Here is a 17,262-nt window from a genome sequence, read left to right as displayed (position 1 = left end):
GCCCTCCTCGACGTCGCGGTGGAGCGCGCGGCCGAGCAGCTGCGGCAGCTCGTTGGGCTGGAGGCCCCGGCCGGGGCTGCGGACGACGACGTCGGCGGCTGCGGGCGGGCGGGTGTGCGAGGACGGCCGCGGGCTCTCGGCTCCGGGCTCGCGGCTCCGGGCCTCAGCGCAGGACGTGGCCCTCGACGTCGACGGGAGCCCGGGCGGTGAGGCGCTTCAGCCGCATCGCGGGGCGCTCGACCAGCAGCCAGCTCGCCCACGCGAGGGGGACCGTCGCTGCGACCGAGAGCGCGATGTACGCCCAGAGCGGCACGTCGGCTCCGGCTCCGACGATCGCCAGCGAGAGCAGCTGCTGCACGGGGAACGCGTAGATGTACATCCCGTAGGAGACGTCGTGGGTCGCGCCCACTCGGCGCAGGGGGAGCCGGGCGCCGAGCGCGACCATCAGATAGGCGAGGGGGAGGCCGGCGAGCACGCGGTAGAGGCCGGTCGCGATCACGAGGACGAGCAGCACGGCCGCGACGGCGGTGAGTGCGCCCGTCAGGGGGAGGCGGTCGCGGTACAGGTGCACGAGCGCGCCGGCGAGGAAGTACCCGACGAGCGTCACCGTCTGGTTGAGGGGTGCCGGGAACGGGACGAGGTCCGTCGCGAGCACCGCCGCGACGAGGGTGAGGCCCGCGAATCCCGCGACCACGAGGGGGCGCACCCAGCGCGCGGGCGCTAGGGAGACGAGAAGGCCGATGACGACGTAGCTGACGAACTCGTAGAACAGGCTCCAGAGCGAGCCGTTCCACGCGCCCGGGTAGGGCACGGAGCCGAGCATCCCCGCGATGCCGTACTCCCGGATGTAGAGGGCCGCATTGGCGACCACGAAGCGCACCGCCCCGGCCGCGCTGTACTCGCCGGCTCCGAGGAGGAGCGACGCGAGCGGTGCGGCGACGAAGGCCACGACCAGGAGCGAGACGAGGAAGGCGGGATAGATGCGGAGGAAGCGCCGCCAGAGGAAGTCGACCAGCGATCGCGAGCGCAGCCGGCTCGCGGTGATCAGGAAGCCGGAGGTGGCGAAGAACCCGCCGACCGCCCAGGCGCCGAGGGTCGAGCCTCCGAACCCGGGGTCGTCGCCGTAGCCGCCGAGGGGGAAGGAGTGCGACACGATGACGAGGACCGCCAGCCCGAGCCGCAGGGCGTTGATGCTGTTCGACCGCGGGTCGAAGGCGGAGCCGACGGTCGGGCGCGTGCGTGGCGCGCGGGCGGGCGCGGCGGTGCGCCGGCCGTTCTCCTGGCGGGTCATGCGCACATCCTGCTGACCCCGGCCGCCGCCGTCGATCGGGCGTGGGACGCGCCGCGCTCCTCCCGGAGGGCCCGCGCACCAGCAACGACGCGCGCTCCACCCCTGCGGCCCCGTCGCGGAGCTGACGCGGACTGACGTGCGGCCTGCGGCTGATCCCTCTCCGCCCCGTCGTCCCTCCGTCGCCCTCTCCGCGAGACGCCGCTCCGGTAGTCGACACGCCGGAGCGGGTGCACCGGAGCGGGATCCCGCGGCGGCCGGTCGGATCACGCCGGTCGGATCACGCCGGTCGGATCACGCCGGTCAGAGCAGCCCGTCCGTGAGGTGGTCCGGCGTGCCGAAGCGGTGGGCCGTGATCGACACGGCCTGCTCGCGGAGGAACGGCAGCAGCTCCAGCCGGCCCGCCTCGGTCGCCGGGCCGGCGTAGACCGCGAGGTCGGGGCGCCCGCCCGTCGCGGCCGTCACCGTCGCGGCGGACGCGCCCAGCAGGCGCACCCGTCCGGCGCCGTGCGCGCGCACCCGCGCCTCCCACGCCGCGTCGTCCTCGACCACGACGGCGCCGGCCGCCTCGTCGAGACCGGCGGCGAGCTGCGGAGGCAGCGCCGCGGCGCTCGAGACGACCACGCGTGCCTGCGCGGTCGCCGCCGCGACGGCCACCCGCACGAGCGAGCCCAGCGGCTCCCCGGCGGCCAGGCGCACCAGCACGGCGGAGTCGTAGGGCAGGCGGCGGAAGACGTTGCGCTCCGCCTCCAGCCCCGTCACGTCGCGAGGAGCGCTCGGGGCCCACGCCACTGCGCAGCTGCGCGCCGTCCGCTCCACCGCGGCGTGCTCCTCCGCCGGGAGCTCCGCGCGCGACGCGGCGAGCAGGCGGGCGGCCGGTCCGACGACCGGAGCGGTCGCCTCCGACGGCGCCGCGGTCCAGGAGCCCAGGCCGAGCAGGTAGTCCGGCCCGCCCGCCTTGGTGCCCGGGCCGACCGCCGACTTCTTCCAGCCGCCGAACGGCTGGCGCTGCACGATCGCCCCGGTGATCCCGCGGTTCACGTAGAGGTTGCCCGCCTCGATCCCGTCGAGCCAGGTGCCGATCTCCTCCGGGTCGAGCGCGTGCAGGCCCGAGGTGAGCCCGTAGTCGACCTCGTTGACGATCGCGATCGCCTCGTCGAGGGTCGCCGCCGTCATGATCCCGAGGATCGGCCCGAAGTACTCGGTGCGGTGGAACTCGGACCCGCGGCGCACGCCGTCGCGGACGCCGGGGCTCCACAGGCGTCCGGAGTCGTCGAGGCTCCGCGGTTGCAGCAGCCAGGTCTCACCGGCGCCGAGCGCGGTCAGGCCGCGCAGCAGCTTGCCCTCGGCGGGTTCGATCACCGGCCCCATCCGCGTCGCGGGATCGGTCGGGTAGCCGACCGTGAGGGAGGAGACCGCGTCGAGCAGCTGCGCGCGGAACCGCTTCGAGCGCGCGACGGAGCCCACCAGCACGACGAGCGAGGCTGCGGAGCACTTCTGGCCCGCGTGCCCGAAGGCGCTCGCCACCACGTCCTTCACCGCCAGGTCGAGGTCGGCCGAGGGGGTGACCACGATCGCGTTCTTGCCGCTCGTCTCGGCCAGCAGCGGGAGGTCATTCCGGAAGGAGCGGAACAGCTCCGCCGTCTCGTAGGCGCCGGTGAGGATCACGCGGTCGACCTGCGGGGAGGCGATCAGGTCGCGCCCCAGCTCCTCCTCCGGCAGGCGGAGCAGGCGCAGGGCCTCGCGGGGCACGCCCGCCGCCCACAGCGCCTCGGCCACCACCGCGCCGCAGCGCGCGGTCGGTCCGGCGGGCTTGAGCACCACGGCGGAGCCGGCCGCGAGCGCCGCGAGGACGCCGCCGGCCGGGATCGCGACCGGGAAGTTCCACGGCGGAGCGACCAGGGTCAGCGCGGCCGGGTGGAAGCGGGCGCCGTCGACCGCGTCGAGCTCGAGGGCGCGCTCGGCGTAGTAGTGGGCGAAGTCCACGGCCTCCGAGACCTCGGGGTCGCCCTGGTCGAGGGTCTTGCCGCCCTCGGCCGCCATGACCTCGAGCAGCTCGGCGCGGCGCGCCTCCAGCTCGTCGCCGGCGCGGTGCAGGATGCGGGCGCGCTCCTCGGCCGGGACGTCGCTCCAGCCGCTGCCGCGGGCGCCGGAGAGCACCGACTCCAGCTCGTCGAGGGTGCCGATCGTGGCGGCCTCGATCGCGTCGGCGCCGGCCCGGGAGGAGGGGACGCGCGCGAGGATCGCCTGCGCCCACTCGCGGTTCGCGGCGACGGACGGGTCGGTGTCGGGGGTGCTGCGGAAGTCGCCCGGTCCCGGACGGCCGCTCGCGGCGAACCGGTCGGGCACGCGGTGCGCCGGGGGGACGGCTCCGTCGAGGGCGGCGACGGAGGCGCGGAACCGCTCCTCCTCCCGCGCGAAGAGCGCCGGGTCGGCCTCGAGCTCGAAGACGGCCGACATGAAGTTCTGGCTCGACGCGCCCTCCTCCAGCCGGCGGATCAGGTAGGCGATCGCCACGTCGAACTCGGCCGGCGCGACGACCGGCGTGTAGAGCAGGAGCGAGCCGACCGTGCGGCGCACCGCCTCCGCCTGGCCCTGGGCCATGCCGAGGAGCATCTCGTACTCGATCCCCTCGCGGACGCCGCGGGTGCCGGCGAGCAGCCACGAGTACGCGACGTCGAAGAGGTTGTGCCCGGCGACGCCGACCCGCACGTTGCGGATCCGCTCCGGGTGCAGCGCGTAGTCGACGACGCGCTTGTAGTTCGTGTCGGAGTCCTGCTTGCTGCTCCAGGTCGCCAGCGGCCAGCCGTGGACCGAGGCCTCGACCTGCTCCATCGGCAGGTTCGCGCCCTTGACCAGGCGCACCTTGATGCCGGCGCCGCCGCGGGCCCGGCGGGCGGCGCTCCACTCCTGCAGGCGGATCATCGCCGAGAGCGCGTCCGGCAGGTAGGCCTGCAGCACGATGCCGGCCTCGAGGCCGAGGAACTCCGGCCGGTCGAGGATGCGGGTGAAGACCGCGATGGTGAGGTCGAGGTCCTTGTACTCCTCCATGTCGAGGTTGATGAACTTCTGCGGCGAGGAGGCGGCGGCCCGGGCGAACAGCGGCGCCAGCTCCTCGACGATGTCGTCGACCGCGGCGTCGAAGGCCCACGGGTTGTGCGGGGCGGTGCTCGAGGAGACCTTGATCGAGACGTAGTCGACGTCGTCGCGGGCGAGGAGCCGGTGCGTCCCCTCCAGGCGGCGGTGGGCCTCCTCGCGGCCGAGGACGGCCTCGCCGAGCAGGTTCATGTTGAGCCGGACGCCGTCGCGGCGGATCGCGGCGATGGCCGGGCCCAGGCGGGAGTCGGTCGCGTCGATGATCAGGTGGCCGACCATCCGGCGCAGCACCCGGCGCGCGATCGGCACCACGACGTCCGGGAGGAGCGGCGCCATGACGCCGCCGAGGGCGACCGCGCCGCGCATCGGAGCCGGGAGGAAGGACGGCACGCCGCCCGCGATCGCCTTCAGCGCCGCCGCCGCGACGCGGGTGTCCTCGGGTCGGACGACGCCGTCGACGAAGCCGACCGTGAAGTCCAGGCCGGTCGGGTCCTTCAGCACGCCCGCCAGCTGCGCCCCGGAGGCGTCGATCGGGATCGCGGACGCCTCGCGCAGCCAGCGCCGCACCAGGGCGACGCTCTCGTCGACCAGGCGGGGATCGATCGAATCGGCGGACGGGCCGTCGGCGGCGGGGCCGGTGGCGAGAGCGGGGCTGGCGAGATCCGTCATGGTGCGGTCCTTCTGCTCTGAGGTGGGTGCCTTCAGTATTCGACCGGCTACCGTTGAGCAGAAGCGACCGTTTCTTACCGGTACCGGTCAGCTCAGCTGAACGATCGGAGAGACGCCGTGCTCGATGTCCGCCGCCTGGTCCTGCTCCGCGAGGTGGCCATCCGCGGCACTCTCGCCGCCGCGGCCGAGGCCCTCGCCTACAGTCCCTCCGCCGTCTCGCAGCAGCTCGCCGTCCTCGAGCGCGAGGCCGGCGTCGAGCTGCTGCGGAAGGCGGGCCGGCGCGTGCAGCTCACACCCCAGGCCGAGATCCTGGTCGAGGCGGCCGGCGAGGTGATGGCCCTGCTCGAGCGGGCGGAGGCGGCGCTCGCGGCCTCGGGGGAGTCGGTGACCGGGCGGGTGCGCGTCGCGGTGTTCCAGTCGGCCGCGCTCGCGCTCATGCCGGGTGCGCTCCGGGCCGTCGCCGACCGCTTCCCGGAGGTGCGCGTCGAGATGGTGCAGCGCGAGCCCGAGGGTGCGCTGCACGAGACGTCGTGGGCGCGGGAGTTCGACCTCGTTGTCGCCGAGCAGTACCCCGGCCACTCGACCTCCTGGCTGCCCGGACTGGTGCGCAGCGACCTGACGACCGACGCGATCCGCCTCGCCGTGAGCCGCGACTCCGCCGTGGTCGACCTCGCCTCGGCCCGCGACTCCGCCTGGGTGATGGAGCCGCGCGGCACCGCGAGCCGCCACTTCGCCGAGCAGACCTGCCGGGTCGCGGGCTTCGAGCCGGACGTCCGCTTCGAGACCGCCGACCTGCAGGCGCAGATCCGACTCGCCGCCTCCGGCCACGCCGTCGCCCTGATGCCCGACCTGGTCTGGGCGGGCGAGGCGCCGGACTGCCGCCTCCTCGAGCTGCCCGGCACGCCCCGCCGCACGATCTTCACCGCCCAGCGCGAGGCGCAGCTGGCGTCGCCGGCCGTGCGGGTGTTCCGGGAGTGCCTGGCGGAGGTGGCGGGGCGTTTCGCGTGAGGCGGTTTGGTTCGGGTGAGCGGGGGTGTGTGTGGCGGTGCGGTTCGGGTGAGGGGGGGTGCGTGTGGCGCTGCGGTTCGGGTGAGAGGGGCGTGTGGCGGTGCGGTTCGGGTGAGCTGGGGCGTGTGGCGGTGCGGTTCGGGTGAGCGGGGGCGTGTGTGGCGGTGCGGTTCGCGTGAGCGGGGGGCGTGTGGCGGTGCGTGTGGCGGGGTGTTGCGCCGGTGTCCTGCGCGCGCCGCCCCGAGGACGGCGGGGATGTGCGGCGTCGGCTGCGGTGATCCCTCCCTCCACAGGAGGGCCTCACGCCGGTTCTCCACGAATGTGACGATCCGTCGCTTCCGTGTCGGTGGTCGCTGATTGAATACACGTATGACGATGATCAGCAGGTCGACAGCAGCGGAGGCGGTGCTCAGCGAGGCGCGTGCTCGCGGCGACCGAGCCGCGGCGCTGGCCCGCTCGGCGTCCCCGCTGCTCCTGGCCGCGGCCGAGGAGCTGCACGCCGGGCACCGGGCCGCGCTCGAGCGTCCGGAGTCGTTCGCCCGCGGCTCGGCGCCCCACGCGTCGAGCGACCTCGCCGAGCGGTCGATCCGCGCGGAGTTCGCGGTCGCCCTCGGAGTCTCCGAGCGGGTCGCCTCCCGCGAGCTCGACCACGCGCGCCTCCTCGTCGAGGACCTGCCGACCACCCGCGCCGCCCTCGCCGGGGCGCGCCTGCGGTGGGAGGCGGGCCAGGTCGTCTGCGCCGTCGCGGCCACCCTGCCTCCGGGCTCCCGCGCCGCGTTCGATACGCGGGCGGCCGAGCTCGCGGCCCGCACCACGCCGACCCAGCTGCGGCGCGCTCTGGCGCGGTTGCGGGAGGAGCTCCACGAGCAGCCCTTCGCGGAGCGACACCGACGTGCCCGTGAGGACCGCGCGGTCTGGCTGACCCCCGAGGTCGACGGCATGGCGACGCTCTGCGCCCTCCTCCCCGCCCCGGTCGCCGTGGGGGCGTACAGCCGCCTCGACCGGATCGCCCGGATCCTCCGCGACGACGCCGAGGGGCCGGCGGGGGCGGAGCCGCCTGCCGCCACGGATGCGGGCTCCTGCAGGGCGGAGGCGAGCGGGACGACCGGGGCGGAGCCGACCGGAATCACCGGGGCGTGCGACGTCGACGCGATCTCCGGAGCGGGCGACGAGCGGACCCTCGCCCAGCTGCGAGCCGACGCTCTGGCCGACCTCCTCTGCGAGGCGGACGTCATCGGCACGGTGCCCGACCCGGTCGGCGCCGATCGGCCCGTTCCGACCCTCGTCACCGGCGTGCGCGCCGAGGTGCGGGTCACCCTGTCGGCGAGCACCGCGTCCGGCGCCGACGACGCCTCCGCCGAGCTCGACGGCTACGGCCCGATCCCCGCAGACGTCGCCCGGAGCCTCGTCCCCGCGACCGTCACCCGCGTGCTGACCGAGCCCAGGACGGGCGCCGTCCTCTCGGTCGGGCGCACACGCCGACTGCCGCACCGCGAGCTGCGGCTCCTCCTCCAGCTCCGCGACGTGACCTGCCGCTTCCCCGGCTGCACCCGCTCCGCCGCGAGCGCCGAGGCCGACCACGTCGTCGAGTGGCGCAACGGCGGCGGCACCGACCCCGGCAACCTCGCCAGCCTCTGCGTCGCCCACCACCACGTGCGGCACGGCGACCGCTGGACCTACGTCCTCCACCCCGACGGCACCGCCGACTGGACCACCCCCACCGGCCGCCGCATCACCACGCGCCCGCCGGGCCTCGAGGAACGGCTCCGTCCAGACCCACCCGCGACCCCGAGGTTCGAGGACCGGCCGCCGCCGTTCTGACACGCTGCCGTGCTGACACGCTGCCGTGCTGCCGTGCTGCCGTGCACCCCTGAGGGAATCGGCTGTCGGGCGGGTTCGGCGCATTGCGCGGGTTCGCACTGGTGATCGGGCCGTGCTGTCGCTCGGAGGCGAGCGCTCAGCGACCTACCGCCGCGCCGCTGACGCTCGGATCTGCGCCTTCGCTCGGGTTCACGCGGCCGCACCGTCGCACCACCGTCGCACCACTGCCGCTGAGGCGCGGACCGTCACCGGGGCCGCACCGTCGCCTGACGCCGTGCCGACACCAGGGCCGTGCCGCCGTTCGGCCACCACGATGCAGCACCTCAGCACCTCAGCACCTCAGCACCTCAGCACCTCAGCGCGCGCTGAACCTCCGTCGAGCGCCGTCGCGACGGCCCGCCGTTCGGTCAGGGCGTCTCGCGACTGCGCTGGCGCCCCGCACGGCCCCATGGCTGATCCGGCGGGGTGCGCAGTCCGGGCGCGCAGTCCGGGCACGCCCGCGCGGACAGTCGGCGACGCGGAGGAGCACCTCGCCCGTCGTCCCGCCCCGCGGCCGCCCCGCAGCCGCGACGCAGCCGTCCCGCCGCCGCGACGCTACGCCGCCAGGAAGCGGTCCGCCGTCCGCAGCGAGAGCGCCATCGTCGCGAGCGCCGGGTTCGCGATCAGCGCGCTCGGGAACACCGAGTTGTCGCACACCCAGAGGTTCGGCACGTCGAAGCTGCGGCCGTCCGCATCGATCACGGCGTCACCGGCGTCGGTGCCCATCCGCACGGTGCCGAGCGTGTGCGCCGTGCGCGCCATCACCCGCGTGCTCGTCGCGCCGGCCGCCTCCACGATCGCGGTCATCGTCCGGATCGCGTGCCGGTCGATCGCCTCCTCGTTGGCGCCCGCCGAGAACGTGATGCGCGCCTTCGGCACCCCGTGCTCGTCGAGCTCGTCGGTCAGCTCCAGCCGGTTGCCGTCGGCGGGCAGGCACTCGGCGTTGATGCCGACGCCAGCCGCGAAGCGGTAGCCGTCGAGCGCGTCCATCAGATCGCGGCCCCAGAGTCCCGCGCCGCGGGCGAGCGTCGTCCCGTAGGTCAGCGGCATCACTCCGAGGCTCTGGATCAGGTAGCCGCCCGCGAAGTCCGCGTCGGCCGGGCGGACGGTGTCCTCGGTGATCACCGAGGAGGGGTAGCCGCGGTAGCCGCGCATCTCGTTCTCGAAGGTGCCCCAGACCTGGGTCGCCCCGTGCGCCAGGAAGTTGCGGCCCACCTGGCCGCTGCTGTTCGCGATGCCGGTGTGCAGGAGGAGCCGGGGCGTCTCGACGCCGCCCGCGCAGAGGAACAGGGCGGAGCAGCGCTGCCGGTGCTCCACTCCGCCGCTCGTGTAGACCACAGCGCACACGCGGCCCGCGGCGTCCAGCTCGATGCCGTGCACGAACGAGTCGGCCCGGATCTCGGCACCGGCCCGCACCGCCTCCGGCAGGTAGGTCACGTCCATGCTCGTCTTCGCGCCGGTCCGGCAGCCCTGATGGCACTGGCCGCAGTTGACGCAGGAGGGCCGGCCGTCGTCCCGCGGGCCGCTGAGCACGGCGGCGGGCGCGTCGGTCGCGCGCATCCCGATCGCCGCGCAGCCGCGCAGCATCATGTCGGCCGAGGCGTTCCGCGCGAGCGGGCCCTGCAGGTAGCGGCGCGACGGGTCCCACGGGTACTCGGCCGGGCCCGCCACTCCGATCGTCGCCTCCACCTTCTCGATGTACGCGGTGAGCTCGGCGTGCTCGATCGGCCAGTCGCGGCCGACGCCGGAGTCGCTCCGGAGTCGCAGGTCGCGCGGGTCGGGGCGGGGCGTGAACGCGCCCCAGTGCAACGTCGAGCCGCCGACCCCGCGGCCGCTGTTGTTCTGCCCGAAGGCGGTGGGGGTCTCGCCTCCGCTGAGGCGCTCCTCCATCCAGTTGATCTCGACGGCCGCCGTCTCGTCGGCGGTGTGGCCCAGCGGATCGACGTGCGGCCCGGCCTCGAGGGCGACGACGCGCAGCCCGCGAGCGGCGAGCACCGAGAGCAGGGGCGCTCCGCCGGCCCCGGTGCCGATCACGACGGCGTCGACCGTCTCGTCGAGCGGGAAGCGGCGCATGCCGGTCGTGTTCATCGGTGACTCCTCGTCGTCGGTTCCCAGGTCTCGCGGTCGTCGGCGCCGAGCAGGCGGAAGCCCGTCACGAGCGGCAGCGTGTCGCCGCCGCTGGCGTAGCCGTCGTAGCCGATCCGCGCCATCGACGCGGGGTGCGCCAGCCACTGCTTCACGAGGTCGACGCGGCAGTCCTCGAACCAGGCGGTCAGCTGCTCGGCACCGAGCCCGCCGGCCGAGCGGTCGCCGGGCTCCGCGGAGCCGTCGGCGATCGCGGTGAGGCGCGCGTCCTGCTCGGCGGGGCCGAGGCCGGCGAAGCCCCGGAGGGCGTCGAGCGCCAGACCGTAGGCGATCGGGTCGGCCGGCAGGTCGGCGTTGCGCCAGCCGTCGCCCTCGCCGTTCGCGAGCTGCGTGTCCACCCGCGCGGCCAGGTCGATCCGGCCGCCCTCCTGAGGGACGACCCGGTCGGCGATCGCGCGCAGCTCCGCGAGCTGGGCGACGGTCAGGGCGCGCGGCGCGTACTCCGGGTCGTCGGCGAGCGCGCGCACCGCCAGCAGCCCGCGCACCCGCGTGGAGGTGCGGGCGGAGGCGATGGCAGCGCCGACGTCGGCCGGGACCGACGGCGCCGTGCCGGCCTCCTCCTCCCAGAACCGGCGGATCGCCGCCGCCACCTCGACCGGGCGCTCGAACGGCAGCAGGTGGCCCGCCCCGGCGAGCGTGAGCAGCCGGGCACGGGAGTAGAGGGAGCCGTTCAGGCGGCGCTGCGCGTCGGCGCCGAGGTCGCCGTCCGCACCGCCCGCGATCAGGAGCGCGGGCACGGCTCCGAGGGCGGCCTCTCCGGTGCGGTCCTCGCGGCTGCCGTGCTCGAGCCAGTCGCGCCAGCCCTCGGGGGAGTAGCGGCGCAGCTCGGCCAGCACCTCCGCGTCGGCGTCGGCGGGCAGCGGCGAGCCGACGTTCTGGTCGACGAACTCGCGCGCCTGCGCCTCGTCGAGGTGCCCGTCGTCGACCCAGCCGAGCATGGTCGAGCGGCGCTCCTCCTCCATCGGCTCGGGCGAGAGCGGCGACCCGGCGAGGAGCACGACGCCCGCGAGCCCGAACAGGCCCGAGCGGCCGGTGACCGTGCGCGAGGCCACGAGGGAGGCGATCTTCCCGCCCATGCTGTGCCCGAGGAGCAGCCAGCGGGAGGCGTCGTGCTCGCGGATCCGGCGGATCGTGGCGGCGGTCATCTCCTCGAGCGAGGTCCCGGATCCACCGGGCAGGTCGAGCGCGACGAGGTCCGCGACGTCGGCGAGCTCGCGGCCGAGCGCGTCGAAGGCGCGGCCGTCGAGCCCGAGTCCGGGCAGGGCGAAGAGGGTGGGGCGGGGGCTGGTGGACACGGGCGTCCTGTCGGATCGGCCGCGCCACGGCGGTGGGGAGCGGGAGGGGAGCGGCGGCGGGGGGCCGGCCCTCCCCATCCGACCACACGGCGTGCGCGCGCCCGGACCCTTGCGCCGGCGGGGCACTCGTGCTGTGCTCTGCGCCACCGTTCCGCGCCACGATGCCGGGCGGTCGTGCCGCCCCTCTGTGCCGCGCCTCCGTGGCGGGACTCAGAGCGGGGAGGCGAACACCACCAGGTTGTCCCGGTAGCGGCCGATCGCCGTGTCGTACTCGCCTCCGCAGGTCACGAGGATCAGCTCCTCCTCGAGGGTCGCGCCGAAGACGCGGGCGGTGGGGAACGCGGCCTTGGCGTGGGACTCGACCGCCGTCACCCGGTAGCGGTGGTCGGAGCCGTCCACTCCGCTCACCGCGATCTCGTCGCCCGGGGCGAGCTCGCCGAGGCGGAAGAAGACCGCGGGACCGGACCGCGAGTCGACGTGCGCCGCGATCACGGTGCGGCCGCTGCCACCCGGGCGCCCGCCTCCCGAGAACCAGCCGACGTCGTCGTAGTCCACCGGCACCTCCATCGCCCCGTCCGACTGGATGCCCAGCGCGATCAGCGGCTCGTCCAGGCCCATCGCGGGCACGCTCAGCCGGGCGGGCTCGACGCCGACGGTGCGCGCAGGCGCGGCAGCGGCGGGGTCGGGCGCGGGGACCGGGGGAGGAGTGAGCGGGGGAGCAGAAGCGAGGGCCGGAGGCGCGGGCGCGCTCGCGGGCGTCTCCGCTCCTCCGCTCCCGTCCGCGGCGGCGCACCCCGCGAGGAGCAGCACGGCGCACAGTGCCGCCGCTCCGCTCCTCGACCGGGTGCCCACGATCAGGAGGCGGTGCGCCGGCGGGCGACGACCACTCCGGCCGCGCCGAGGGCGGCGACGGCTCCGAGGCCGGCCATCGCGGCGAGACCGGACGGGCCCGTGGCGTCGCTCCCGGCGGCGGTCGCGCCGCCACCGGTCTGGAGGCCGCCGACCGGCACCTGCGAGAGCTGGCCGCGGACGACGCCAGCCGCATACGAGGCCGTGTGGGAGTCGCCCGCGAAGGCGGCGGGATCGGCCTCGAGGGCCTTCAGCGTGAATCCGGCGCCGGTGTCGGCCCCGTTCGCCTGGATGCCCGTGGTGAAGGGGCCCTGCAGGCAGCCGCTGCTGGTGCGGGGGCCGTCTCCGACCGGGGCCGGGTTCGGGAACGCGATGCGCGGCGGGCCCGCCTTGCCCAGCGCCGCCTGGTGGATGTGCGTCGCGGTCTTCGCGGGGCTCTGGTAGTCGCCGGTCACGCCGGTGAGGGTGATGTCGTAGCAGATGACGTCGAGGTCGCTGTTGACCCGGAAGGTCATCTCGCCCGTGGCGCCGGGCTGGCCGGGGGTCGCGGCGGAATCGGCGTTCACGACCTGGTCGGGCGTCGCCATCACCGTGAAGGCGCTGGTGAACGAGGACGGCTCGGCGACCTCGGTCTCGGCCTGGGCCGGCGCGGCGGCGAAGAAGGAGGCGGCGGCGACGGCGGTGATGCCGCCGAGGGAGAGCAGGCGGCGGCCGGCGCGGTTCCGCGCGGGGGACGTCCTCGTCATGGTGGAGCCTTTCGATCGCGAGCGCCGAGCGGGCCCGATGCAGGGAGTACGGCCGGAAGCGGCGCTGCGTTCACTCCATCTGAGAGGATCTTCACGGAGACGGTCCTCGCCTCCGATGAACGCCGCCGCCGCCGCGGCCGTACCCCCTTCCGACGGACCACCGGTCCCGACGAGGAGGCGGTGTGGCGCGGACGGCGACGGCACGACGAGACGAAGGGCCCGCGATGCCGCGCGAGCACTCGGAGGTCCCGGCTCCCGTGGTGCGCCTCGAGCCCCGGACGGCGGAGTTCGACCCGGCCGCCGCCTTCGACGAGCACGGGTCCGCCCTGCTCGGCTTCGCGCTCAACGCCCTGCGCGACCGCGGCCTCGCCGAGGACTGCGTGCAGGAGACGTTCCTGCGCGCCTGGCGCTCGCGGGCGAGCTACTCCGCCGAGCGTGCCAGCACCCGCACCTGGCTCTTCGCCATCGCCCGCAACGTCGTCGTCGACGTGCACCGCTCGCGCCGGCGCCTGCCGCGCCTGATCGAGGCCGAGATTCTGGAGGAGGTGCCCGCGGAGGACCGCGACCCCCTCGAGCCGCTCGCGATCGCCGAGGCGCTCGCGCGGCTCTCCGCCGAGCACCGGCAGGTCGTCGTCGCCGTCCACCTGCACGGCGAGACCTACGCCGAGCTGTCGGCGGCCACGAGCGTGCCGGTCGCCACCCTGCGCAGCCGCGCCTTCTACGCTCTCCGAGCGCTCCGCGGTCACCTCGCGGGCGCCGGACCCACCGACGAGGAGAGATCGTGATCGACCGAGACCAGCCCGACGGAGACGAGCCCGGCGGCCGCCGCGAGGAGCTTCTCGCCGCGGCCCTCGCCGGCGACCTCTCCGCCGAGGAGGCGCGGGAGTTCGAGAGCCTGCGCGCCGCCGACCCCTCGATCGACCGCGAGCTCGCGTCGTTCGGCGCGGTGGTCGACCGAGTCGGCGCGCTGGGCCGCTGGGAGGAGGCGGAGCCGTCGCCGGAGCTGCGGTCGCGCATCGCGGCGCTCGCCGGGGAGCGGCCCGAGCGCGGGGAGAGTCTGCGTGCCCCGCGCCGCCGTGCCGTCCTGGCCGTCGCCGCGGCGGCCGCGCTCCTCGTCGTGGGCGGCGTCGCCGGAGCGGCCCTGCGGTCCGCCGAGGAGCGCCCCGTCGCGGGACCGCCCGGGACGCTCGGCGCCGTCGAGGCGATCGCCTTCGACGAGCGGACGGAGGGCGTGACGCTCGACGGCTCGCTCGTGGCGCACACCTGGGGCACCGAGACGATCCTCCGCGGGACAGGCTTCGCCCTCGGCGAGAGCTACGACCTCGTGCTGGTCACCGGCTCCGGCGAGCGGCTCCCGTCCGGCTCCTTCCTCGGCAGCTCCGCGGAGCTCGACTGCGAGATGAACGCGGCCGTCCTGCGCGAGTCCGTCGCCGCCGTCGAGATCACCGACGCCGGCGGCGCGCTCGTCGCCTCCGCCGCCCTCCCCGCCGTCACCTGAGAGCCGGCGGCGCAGGCTCGCGGCGCGGCTTCAGCTCGCTGACGAGCGTGCCCGCGACAATGAACCCCGCCCCGAGCAGGGCGAGCGCGGGGAGCCGGTCGCCGGCGAGGCGGCCGATCAGACCGGCCCAGACGGGCTCGGCGGAGTAGATGATCGTGGCGCGCGACGGCGAGACCGAGCGCTGAGCCCAGTTCATCGTCAGCTGGATCAGGCAGCTGCTCGCCCCGAGCGCGAGCGCGGGGATCAGCCAGGCCCACGAGAACGCCGGGACCGCCTCGCCCGCGAGGGGCATCGAGGCGAACCCGAGCGCGCCGGCGACCAGCAGCTGCACCACGGTCACCCGGCCGAGGTCCACCCGTCCGGCGACGAGGCCGATCAGGATGATCTCCGCCGCGATCGGCAGCGTGCTCACGATCGTCGCCACCTCGCCCGCTCCGAGCGCGACGCCCGGCTGCGGGCCCGCGATCAGGAGCAGTCCGACGAACGCCAGCGCGACGCCCACCAGCGTCAGCACGCCCGGGCGGCGACGGAACACGACCCACTGGAGCAGCGGCACCAGCGGCACGTACAGCGCGGTGAGGAACGCGGAGGTGCTGCTCGTGATCGTCTGCAGCCCGTAGCTCTGCAGGCCGTAGCCCGCGAAGATCATCACCCCGATCGCGACGCCGGCCGCGAGGTCGATCCGCCGCATCCCCCGGAGCGACCGGTGGAACACGACCGCGCTGATCAGCCCCGCGATGGCGAACCGCATCCCGACGAAGAACAGCGGCCCACTGTGCTCCATCGCGATGTGAACGGCGAGGAAGGTCCCGCCCCAGATCGCGGTGATGCCGATGAGCGCCCACTCCGGACGCGTGAAGCGGAGGCCCCGGAGAGGCGAGATGTGCATCATTCTGCACATCCTAGGAGCAACAGGGGCCTGTCGGTGCAGAATAGTGCGCATGTTGGCTCCCGTCCTCGCCCACCTGGGCGGCAACCTCCGTCTCGCGCGGCGCGGAGCCGGACTGAGCCAGTCCGCGCTGGCGGCGCGCTCGGGCATCAGCCGGCGGACGATCGTCGCGGCCGAGGCCGGCGAGGCCAACATCTCGCTGACCGGAGTCGACCGCCTCGCGACCGCCCTCGGCACCACGTTCACTGCACTCGTCTCGGCCCCGGGATCCGCGCCCGCGGCGATCGACCAGGTCGCCTGGCGGGGAGCGGGCGAGGCGAGCGTCGCCGTCCTGCTCTCCTCCGTCCCCGCGCGCCGGGAGGCCCAGCTCTGGACCTGGACGCTCGGCCCCGGGGACCGCTACGACGCGCAGCCCGACCCCGAGGGGTGGCACGAGATCCTGCTCGTCACCGCCGGCGCGCTCCTCCTGGAGCGGGAGGGCGAGGAGCCCGTGCGGCTGGAGCCCGGACGGCACCTCGCCTTCCCGACCTCGCGGCACTACTCCTACGTGAACGCGGTGGATGCCGTCACGACGCTCGTCCGGATCGTGGTCGACTGACGGGTCGGCGCCTCAGGCCCGCGAGCGCAGGGTCTCGAGCAGCGCCGCGGGGGTCTCGGGGTCGTCGAGGCTGATCGCGAACTCGCGCGAGTGGTCCGTCGTCACCACCAGCCCCGGCCCGGCGTGCAGGATGACCGCCGAGCGGCCCGGCATCACCCGGTACCCCCAGCCGCCCCACTCCGACGGCCGCAGCTGGGCCGTGCCGGCCGAGGCGATGGTGTCGAGCGGGATGCGGCGCAGCGGGATGCCGAGGGCGGTCGTGACGACGCGGAGGCCGCGGCGGTCGGCGGTCACCCTCAGGCGGGAGAAGGAGAGGAGCACCAGCGCGACGACGCCGAGGACGACGGCCGTCGCGATCGCCGGACCGGTGGCGCCCGCCGCGGCGAGCGTCGCGAGGGAGAGGGCCGCGCCCGCCGCCGTGGCGATCGCGGCGACGGCGAACACCGGGCCCGTCAGCGTCTGCGACCAGGCGCCGGTCTCCTCCGCCGCCAGCGGCAGGCGGCCGGCGGCCAGGCGGGAGGCGCGCCGGGTGCCCGGAGCGATCAGCGCGGGTACGACGGCGAAGAGCATCCCTCCGAGCAGCGCGAGCAGCCACCCGCCGAGCTCCGCCCCCTCGGCGCGCCCGGCCGCGAGCGTCGTGCCGACCGAGGTCGCCCAGGCGGAGGCGCCCAGCCCGGCCACGAGGCCGAGGGTCGCCAGCAGGAGCCGCGGGGCGCGCCCGACGACCGCCGCCACGAGGCCCGCGACGGCCGGGAGCCCGGAGAGCACGAGGGCGATCGCGAGCAGAGCGCCCGTCGACGCGGTCGCATCGGCCGCCCCGGTGCCCGACCAGTGCGAGGCGAGCTCCGCGGGCAGCGCGTCGTCCAGGACGAGGCGCGAGACGAGCACTCCGGCGGCGGGGAGCAGGAGGGACGCGGCGGCGAGGAGCTCGCGGCGGCGGTCGGCGGTGGCGGTCATGATCCGGTCCTCTCGATCAGGCGGACGAGCTCCGCCGGGGTGATGCCGCTGCGGCGGGCTTCCGCGAGCAGCTCGTCGACCAGGGCGGTGACACGCACGAGCCCGGGCCCGGCCGATTCCGTGATCCACGCGCCGCGGCCCCGGCGCATCTGGAGGATCCCGTCGTCGCGCAGGGCGGCGTACGCGCGCAGCACGGTGTGCATGTTGATGCCGAGCGAGTCGGCGAGCTCGCGGGCGGGCGGCAGGCGGTCGCCCGCCGAGAGCTCGCCCCGGGCGACGGCCGAGCGCACCTGCGACTCCAGCTGGTCGGCGAGCGAGCCCGCCGCGGAGTGGTCGACCCGGAACAACATGTTCACAATGTTAG

Annotated in this window: 14 protein-coding genes; 5 read left to right on the top strand and 9 right to left on the bottom strand. The window is 75.5% G+C overall.

Translation table 11 applies throughout. The features are described 5' to 3' along the window. Positions 1-163: 163 nt before the first annotated feature. Together C5B98_RS15000 and C5B98_RS14995 are read right to left on the bottom strand one after the other, a co-directional pair. A complete protein-coding gene (locus C5B98_RS15000) occupies positions 164-1,291 on the bottom strand; it encodes an acyltransferase (RefSeq protein ID WP_104328019.1) in 1,128 nt (375 codons plus the stop codon). 300 nt (positions 1,292-1,591) lie between these two features. Further along, positions 1,592-5,053 carry a bifunctional proline dehydrogenase/L-glutamate gamma-semialdehyde dehydrogenase gene (locus C5B98_RS14995; RefSeq protein WP_104328018.1) on the bottom strand — a complete coding sequence of 1,154 codons (3,462 nt, stop codon included), beginning with the start codon at positions 5,051-5,053 and terminating at the stop codon, positions 1,592-1,594. A 117-nt stretch (positions 5,054-5,170) separates the two neighbouring features. On the opposite strand from C5B98_RS14995, the gene C5B98_RS14990 reads away from it, so the two are divergent. Further along, positions 5,171-6,061, top strand: coding sequence for a LysR family transcriptional regulator (locus C5B98_RS14990; protein WP_104267855.1), 891 nt, complete (start codon positions 5,171-5,173; stop codon positions 6,059-6,061). 369 nt (positions 6,062-6,430) lie between these two features. Further along, positions 6,431-7,882: an HNH endonuclease signature motif containing protein gene (locus tag C5B98_RS14985; protein ID WP_104328017.1), complete on the top strand. Its 1,452-nt coding sequence runs from the start codon at positions 6,431-6,433 to the stop codon at positions 7,880-7,882. A 594-nt stretch (positions 7,883-8,476) separates the two neighbouring features. On the opposite strand, the gene C5B98_RS14980 is transcribed toward C5B98_RS14985, so the two are convergent. From C5B98_RS14980 to C5B98_RS14965, 4 genes are all read right to left on the bottom strand, one after another. Next, positions 8,477-10,009, bottom strand: a complete 1,533-nt coding sequence (locus tag C5B98_RS14980; RefSeq protein ID WP_104328016.1) for a GMC family oxidoreductase — start codon at positions 10,007-10,009, stop codon at positions 8,477-8,479. After that, a complete protein-coding gene (locus C5B98_RS14975) occupies positions 10,006-11,361 on the bottom strand; it encodes an alpha/beta hydrolase (protein WP_104287819.1) in 1,356 nt (451 codons plus the stop codon). Before C5B98_RS14975 ends, C5B98_RS14980 begins: the two co-directional genes overlap by 4 nt. A 210-nt stretch (positions 11,362-11,571) precedes the next feature. Next, positions 11,572-12,213, bottom strand: coding sequence for a class F sortase (locus tag C5B98_RS17365; protein WP_181065560.1), 642 nt, complete (start codon positions 12,211-12,213; stop codon positions 11,572-11,574). Between the two features lie 2 nt (positions 12,214-12,215). Then, a complete protein-coding gene (locus C5B98_RS14965) occupies positions 12,216-12,956 on the bottom strand; it encodes a CHRD domain-containing protein (RefSeq protein WP_104328013.1) in 741 nt (246 codons plus the stop codon). Positions 12,957-13,180: 224 nt separating this feature from the next. Between C5B98_RS14965 and C5B98_RS14960 the strand changes: the two genes are divergently transcribed. Further along, a complete protein-coding gene (locus C5B98_RS14960; protein WP_104328012.1) occupies positions 13,181-13,741 on the top strand; it encodes a sigma-70 family RNA polymerase sigma factor in 561 nt (186 codons plus the stop codon). Continuing rightward, positions 13,738-14,454, top strand: coding sequence for a hypothetical protein (locus tag C5B98_RS14955; protein WP_104328011.1), 717 nt, complete (start codon positions 13,738-13,740; stop codon positions 14,452-14,454). Before C5B98_RS14960 ends, C5B98_RS14955 begins: the two co-directional genes overlap by 4 nt. Here C5B98_RS14955 and C5B98_RS14950 read toward each other — a convergent pair. Then, positions 14,447-15,346, bottom strand: a complete 900-nt coding sequence (locus tag C5B98_RS14950) for a DMT family transporter (protein WP_258063527.1) — start codon at positions 15,344-15,346, stop codon at positions 14,447-14,449. The genes C5B98_RS14955 and C5B98_RS14950 overlap by 8 nt on opposite strands. 49 nt (positions 15,347-15,395) lie before the next feature. On the opposite strand from C5B98_RS14950, the gene C5B98_RS14945 reads away from it, so the two are divergent. Beyond that, on the top strand, positions 15,396-15,941 hold the full coding sequence (locus tag C5B98_RS14945; protein ID WP_104328010.1) for a helix-turn-helix domain-containing protein: 546 nt from the start codon (positions 15,396-15,398) through the stop codon (positions 15,939-15,941). 12 nt (positions 15,942-15,953) lie between these two features. Here the strand turns inward: C5B98_RS14945 and C5B98_RS14940 are convergent, their stop codons facing one another. Next, complete coding sequence (locus C5B98_RS14940; RefSeq protein ID WP_104328009.1) at positions 15,954-16,898, bottom strand: hypothetical protein; 945 nt, start codon at positions 16,896-16,898, stop codon at positions 15,954-15,956. Beyond that, on the bottom strand, positions 16,895-17,248 hold the full coding sequence (locus C5B98_RS14935) for a GntR family transcriptional regulator (protein WP_104225158.1): 354 nt from the start codon (positions 17,246-17,248) through the stop codon (positions 16,895-16,897). Before C5B98_RS14935 ends, C5B98_RS14940 begins: the two co-directional genes overlap by 4 nt. Positions 17,249-17,262 lie beyond the last annotated feature (14 nt).

This window comes from Rathayibacter sp. AY1A5 (assembly GCF_002930875.1).
Lineage (GTDB): Bacteria > Actinomycetota > Actinomycetes > Actinomycetales > Microbacteriaceae > Rathayibacter.
This window is presented reverse-complemented; position numbering and strand designations above follow the sequence as displayed.

Coding starts and splice junctions, on each gene's coding strand:
- C5B98_RS14935 (WP_104225158.1), bottom strand. CDS start 17,248: ATGTTGTTCCGGGTCGACCACTCCGCGGCGGGCTCGCTCGCCGACCAG.
- C5B98_RS14940 (WP_104328009.1), bottom strand. CDS start 16,898: ATGACCGCCACCGCCGACCGCCGCCGCGAGCTCCTCGCCGCCGCGTCC.
- C5B98_RS14945 (WP_104328010.1), top strand. CDS start 15,396: ATGTTGGCTCCCGTCCTCGCCCACCTGGGCGGCAACCTCCGTCTCGCG.
- C5B98_RS14950 (WP_258063527.1), bottom strand. CDS start 15,346: ATGATGCACATCTCGCCTCTCCGGGGCCTCCGCTTCACGCGTCCGGAG.
- C5B98_RS15000 (WP_104328019.1), bottom strand. CDS start 1,291: ATGACCCGCCAGGAGAACGGCCGGCGCACCGCCGCGCCCGCCCGCGCG.
- C5B98_RS14960 (WP_104328012.1), top strand. CDS start 13,181: ATGCCGCGCGAGCACTCGGAGGTCCCGGCTCCCGTGGTGCGCCTCGAG.
- C5B98_RS14980 (WP_104328016.1), bottom strand. CDS start 10,009: ATGAACACGACCGGCATGCGCCGCTTCCCGCTCGACGAGACGGTCGAC.
- C5B98_RS14985 (WP_104328017.1), top strand. CDS start 6,431: ATGACGATGATCAGCAGGTCGACAGCAGCGGAGGCGGTGCTCAGCGAG.
- C5B98_RS14965 (WP_104328013.1), bottom strand. CDS start 12,956: ATGACGAGGACGTCCCCCGCGCGGAACCGCGCCGGCCGCCGCCTGCTC.
- C5B98_RS14995 (WP_104328018.1), bottom strand. CDS start 5,053: ATGACGGATCTCGCCAGCCCCGCTCTCGCCACCGGCCCCGCCGCCGAC.